Origin of the sequence: Patulibacter medicamentivorans (assembly GCF_000240225.1) — a bacterium.
GTDB lineage: Bacteria > Actinomycetota > Thermoleophilia > Solirubrobacterales > Solirubrobacteraceae > Patulibacter > Patulibacter medicamentivorans.
Genome location: NZ_AGUD01000063.1, coordinates 1 through 5211 on the forward strand (window position 1 = coordinate 1; position 5211 = coordinate 5211).

4 protein-coding genes are annotated in these 5211 nt (G+C 73.8%); 2 read left to right on the plus strand and 2 right to left on the minus strand.

Annotated elements, in window-relative coordinates; translation table 11 throughout:
* The coding region (locus PAI11_RS06650; RefSeq protein ID WP_040598789.1) for a DEAD/DEAH box helicase at positions 1 to 1333 on the minus strand (1333 nt) is incomplete at its 3' end.
* Between the two features lie 295 nt (positions 1334 to 1628).
* On the opposite strand from PAI11_RS06650, the gene PAI11_RS06655 reads away from it, so the two are divergent.
* Positions 1629 to 2720 carry a mechanosensitive ion channel family protein gene (locus PAI11_RS06655; protein WP_007572192.1) on the plus strand — a complete coding sequence of 364 codons (1092 nt, stop codon included), beginning with the start codon at positions 1629 to 1631 and terminating at the stop codon, positions 2718 to 2720.
* A 42-nt stretch (positions 2721 to 2762) separates the two neighbouring features.
* On the opposite strand, the gene PAI11_RS24050 is transcribed toward PAI11_RS06655, so the two are convergent.
* A complete protein-coding gene (locus PAI11_RS24050; RefSeq protein ID WP_007572193.1) occupies positions 2763 to 3869 on the minus strand; it encodes a peptidoglycan DD-metalloendopeptidase family protein in 1107 nt (368 codons plus the stop codon).
* Positions 3870 to 4060: 191 nt separating this feature from the next.
* On the opposite strand from PAI11_RS24050, the gene PAI11_RS06665 reads away from it, so the two are divergent.
* Positions 4061 to 5038, plus strand: coding sequence for a class I SAM-dependent methyltransferase (locus PAI11_RS06665; RefSeq protein ID WP_007572194.1), 978 nt, complete (start codon positions 4061 to 4063; stop codon positions 5036 to 5038).
* The last annotated feature ends 173 nt before the right edge of the window (positions 5039 to 5211 follow it).

Consider the following 5211-nt stretch of genomic DNA (forward strand, 5'->3'; position numbering starts at 1 on the left):
TGCCGCCGCCCTGGCCCTGGCCGCGGCCACCGCCGTTGCCGCCGTCCTGGCGCTCGCCGCGCGGCCGGCCGTAGGCGGAGCGGGAGCCCTCGCCGTGGCTGCGACCGCCGTCCTGGCGCCCGCCCTGGCCGCGACCGCCGCCACCGCCGGCGGGACGCGGCTGCTTCTTGCCCTGCATCCGGTTGACGCCCGGACCCTTCTCGCCCGGGGCGGCGACCCGCAGGCCGGCCTCCTCGAGCTGGGTGTGGAGCTTCAGGTCGCGGCCCATGACGCCCATGTCGAGCTGCTCCTCCGGCTCGACGAAGGTGACGCCGATGCCGGTCGCGCCCGCGCGGCCGGTGCGGCCGACGCGGTGGACGTAGGTCTCGTGGTCGACCGGGATGTCGAACTGGATCACGTGCGTGACGCCCTCGACGTCGAGCCCGCGGGCGGCGACGTCGGTGGCGACCAGCGTCGTCACCTTGCCGTCCTCGAACGCGGCCAGGGCCTTGCGGCGCTGGGCCTGCGAGCGGTTGCCGTGCAGGGCGACCGCCTCGAGGTTGTACTGCCCGAGCTTGCGCACGAGCTTGTCGGCGCCGAACTTCGTCTTGACGAAGACGACGGCCAGGCCACGCTCGCGGTTGTGCAGCTCGGTCACCAGGTGGTCGAGCTTGTCGTCGCGGGTGACGCGCTTGAAGGTGTGGACGATCTTGCCCTGGTCCTTCTTGGGCGGCGTGTACTCGATCAGCTTGGGGTTGGTCGTGTAGGCGCGGGCCAGGTCGCCGACGCGGCCGTCGAGCGTCGCCGACAGGAACAGCGTCTGGCGCTCGCGGCGGGTCTGGCCGACGATCCGCTTGACGGCCGGCTGGAAGCCCATGTCGAGCATCCGGTCGGCCTCGTCGAGGACCAGCATCCGGACCTCGGAGAGGCTGAAGGCGCCACGCTGGAGGAGGTCCTCCAGGCGACCGGGGGTGGCGACGAGGATGTGCGAGCGAGACGCCGCGCGCGACTGCTTCTCCAGGCCGGCGCCGCCGTAGACGGCGGTCACGGCGAGGGCGCGGGCGTGGGCGATGTCGCGGATCTCGTCGACGATCTGGGTCGCCAGCTCGCGGGTCGGGACCAGGACCAGCGCGCTCGGGCGCGGGTCGGTCGCCTCGATGCCGTCGACCAGGGTCAGGCCGAAGGCGATCGTCTTGCCCGAGCCGGTCGGCGACGAGACGAGCACGTCACGGCCGGCGAGGGCGTCGGGCAGCACCATCTCCTGGACGGCGAACGGCGAGGTCATGCCGCGCTCGTTCAGCGCGGTGACCACGGCGTTGGACACGCCGAGCTCGGCGAAGGTGACAGAAGACATTGGGCTCCTCAGGGAGGACAGGGCAAACCACGTGGGGCCGGCCGGGGGAGCGCTCAGCAGCCGGCCGCGATCGTGGTCCGTCCCAGCTGGGAGCGGAGCGTCGCGCGTGGAGAGAACGCGGAAACGACGGTGGCGAGTTGGAGTCGTGACGCGGAGCGTCCGCAACGGCGCCAGACGACGCCACCGAAGAAGCAATGGTACGCAGATCGGCGATCTCGTGCGTGACGCGGGGCACGGAGGCTGGTCGCGGCCCTGCGGCGCAGCGAATCGCGGCGCTCGGCGTTACGGTCGAGGGGTGGCACTGATTCCGACGTTGACGACGGTTCTCGCGCAGACGAGCAGCGGCAAGCGGCCCACGGACGCGGACATCTGGGAGGCCCGTCAGGTCCGGACCTGCGACGGCCACAAGGGCGACTCCTGGCAGACCGACCTCTGCCGCAGCATCTGGGACGGGCACGGCGGCAAGCCGCTGGAGAAGTTCGCCGCCGAGGCGGTCCACTGGCTGACGACCGGCTTCCTCTCGATCCTGCTGATCTTCGTCGTCGCCTGGATCGTCAACCGGCTGGCCCGCCGCTGCATCGTCAAGCTCGGCCGCCGGGTCGGCTCGGGGAAGCTCTCGCGCGGGCTCTCGGTGGTCCGCCGGATCACCCCCGACGCGCTGCTGGAGACCCGCGAGATGAGCGTCCGCGGCGATCAGCGGCGCGAGGCGGTGCTGGGGATCCTCAAGAGCGTCGTCACCGGGCTGATCTACGCCACCGCGCTGTTCATGGCGCTGGGCGAGATCGGGATCGACCTGGCGCCGCTGCTGGCCGGCGCCGGCGTGGTCGGCGTCGCGCTCGGCTTCGGCGCCCAGTCGCTGGTCGCCGACTTCCTGTCCGGGATCTTCATCCTGGTCGAGGACCAGTACGGGGTCGGCGACGAGATCACGTTCCGGCCGAAGTCGGCCAACGGCGAGCCGGTGACCGGCACCGTCGAGGCGCTGAGCCTGCGCAACACGCGCCTTCGCGGCCTCGACGGCACCGTCTGGCACGTCCCCAACGGCGAGCTTCGGGCGGTCGGCAACCAGAGCCAGCACTGGTCGCGGGCGGTGCTCGACATCGCGGTCACCCACGACACCGACATCGCCAAGGCCAAGGCGACGATCGCCCGCGTCGCCGAGCAGATCCGCGAGCACGACGCCAACGTGCTCGAGCCGCCCGAGGTCTGGGGCGTCCAGGCGCTGAACGCCAACGGGGTGACGATCCGGCTGGTGCTGAAGACGACGCCGTCGCAGCAGTGGCGGGTCACGCGGCTGGTCCGCGAGCGGATCCTCCAGGAGTTCGCCGCCGAGGGGATCCGGATGCCGGTCGCCGAGCCGCCGGCCGGCGAGGCGCTGCCGTCGATCTGACGTTCCGGCCGCTGGGCGACCGGAACGTCACAGGCGGTCGACTCAGCCCTTGGTCGGCGGGTTGCCGACCGCCTTCGACCAGCGGTCGAGGTCGGGCTTCGGGTCGCGCGGCTTGCCGCCGGTGTACCAGCCGGGCTTGCTCCACAGCTCGAAGTGCAGGTGGCAGCCGTCGGCGTTGCCGGTGTCGCCGACCAGGCCGATCGGGTCGCCGGCCTTGACGGCCGTGCCCTCCTTCAGCGGCGAACGCGCCTTCATGTGCATGTAGGCCTGGTCCTCGCCGGTCGGCGTCCCGGTGATCACCAGGTAGTTGCCGGCCGCGGACTGGACCTGGTTGTGGGCGACCTTGCCCGACGACGCGGCGACCAGCGGCGTGCCGCAGCTGGCGAACGCGTCGACGCCCTGGTGCGCGCCGCCCCGCTCGCCGAAGTAGGTGCCCGCGTCGCCGTAGTGCCAGCGACCCTGGATCGGGAACGCGTAGCCGTCGTCGCCGACCTTGGCCCCGGACCCGCCGAGCGTGCTCGCGGGCGCGCTGCCGGCGGCCGGCGGGGGCGGCGCGGTCTGGCGCAGGGTTCGCGCCTCGGGCCGCGAGAGCACCCCGTCGGGCGTCATGTCCGCCTTGCGCTCCCACTGCTGGACGCGGCTGCGGACCGCGGCCGTGTACTTGCCGTGGGTCGGGACGCGGATGCCGTTGTCGAGCAGCAGCCGCTGGATCGCCCGCACGTCGGTGCCCGAGGCGCCGACCTTCAGCGTCCGCGACGCGAACCGCTTCTCGGCCCGCTGCGGATGGGCGCGCTTGCGCATCGAGATCCGCTGGGCGCTGTCGGCGACGCCGTCGACCGGCAGGCCCTCCTCGTGCTCGTAGCGGCGCAGCATCAGCTCGGTCGCGGGACCGAAGTTGCCGTCGCGAGCGACCGGCAGACCGACCTGCCAGAGCGTCTTCTGGAGCGCCAGGACCTTGCTGCCGGAGTCGCCGAGCGCCAGGTCGGATGGGCTCTTCCTGGCGGCTGGAGGCGACGTCGTCGCCGTTCCGTCGTCGCTCGGGACCGGATCCGCGAGCGCGGCGGCCGGAGCGAGGAGCGCGATCGCGCAGGCGGCCGGGACGGCCAGGGCGCGGATTCGGGCGGGGACGGCGTCGGTCTGTCGTCGCACAGGCAGGCCTCCGGGGTCGGTCGGAGCAGAGCGCTGAGCGAGACGTCGCGCGCGGCGGCACACGGGCGACGACGAACCACTCAGACGAGGTTCGCCGCGGAACCCTACCCGTCCGACCAGCGGATCGCGATCCCCTCCGCTCCCCGGCCAGCCGTCGCCTGTAGCGTCAGGGCCGTGAACGGAGCAGGACGATGAGCGACCGACGCGGCCCCGCCGGCGCCCGGATCAAGCGGGCGGTCGGCTGGCCCGCACGGCGGCTGCTCGACCCGCGCGTCGAGTGGACGGTCAGCCAGATCGACGACCGCCTGGGCTCGCTCCAGGACACGCGCGACACCGTCCACGAGCGGTTCGACGCGCTCGAGGGGCGGCTCGACGCGCTCGAGCAGCTGGAGCGCTCGGTGCTGCACGCGGTCGGCCACGTGGTCGGGCCGGAGAACGAGCTGGAGGTCGGCCTCGAGCGGCTCGCCCCGGCGACCGCCGCGCTCCTGAACTGGGCCAACGGGCCCCACGGGTTCGCGGCCCAGGCGGGCCTCTGGTTCAACCCGCCGGCGCCGGTCGAGCACCGCGAGGGCGGCGTCGACCTGCTGCACGTCAACGAGCGGATCGCGGAGCAGCCGTGGGTCTTCGGGGCGGTCGCCGTCGCCACCGGCGGCGCACCGGCGCGGCTGCTGGACGTCGGCGGCGCCGAGAGCACCGTCGGCATCTCGCTGGCGTCGCTCGGCCACGAGGTGACGCTGGTCGATCCCCGCGGCCTGCGGCTGGAGCACCCCGGCCTGGAGGTCGTCGCCGAGCGGCTGGAGCGGGTGCCTGCCGACCTCGGCCCGTTCGACGTGGCGGTCGTGCTGTCCGCCGTCGAGCACTTCGGGCTGGAGCACTACGGCACCCCGCAGGGCGTGCCGCGCGCCGACGTCGAGGCGATCGCTCGCGTCCGCGAGCTGGTGCGGCCCGGGGGCGGGCTGGTCCTGACGGTGCCGATCGGGGAGCCCTCGGTCGACGCCTTCCAGCGCGTCTACGACCTCGACGGCGTCCGCGAGCTGGTCGCCGGCTGGCAGGTCGACGAGCTGACGGTCGTCCGCCAGCAGGACCGGATGACCTGGGTCCGGGCCGCCGCCGACGCGCCCGACGACCATCGCCGCGGAGTCGCGATGGTGCGGGCGCACCGCGACTGACCTGGCGCCGGCGGGCGGCCCGGCGCCGGCCTCCCCCGTTCGGACCGCTCAGGCCGGCCCGCCGAGCCGCGGCGCCGGTCGCGGCTCGAGCACCCCGCAACCGATCGCGGCCCAGGCGTCGACCAGCGCCCGGGCGGCGTCGGGATCCTCGGGCCGCAGCGCGATCACCGCGC

What these genes read in the sequence shown, in the direction of transcription:
- PAI11_RS06665 (WP_007572194.1), top strand. Translation starts at nt 4,061, where the DNA reads ATGAGCGACCGACGCGGCCCCGCCGGCGCCCGGATCAAGCGGGCGGTC.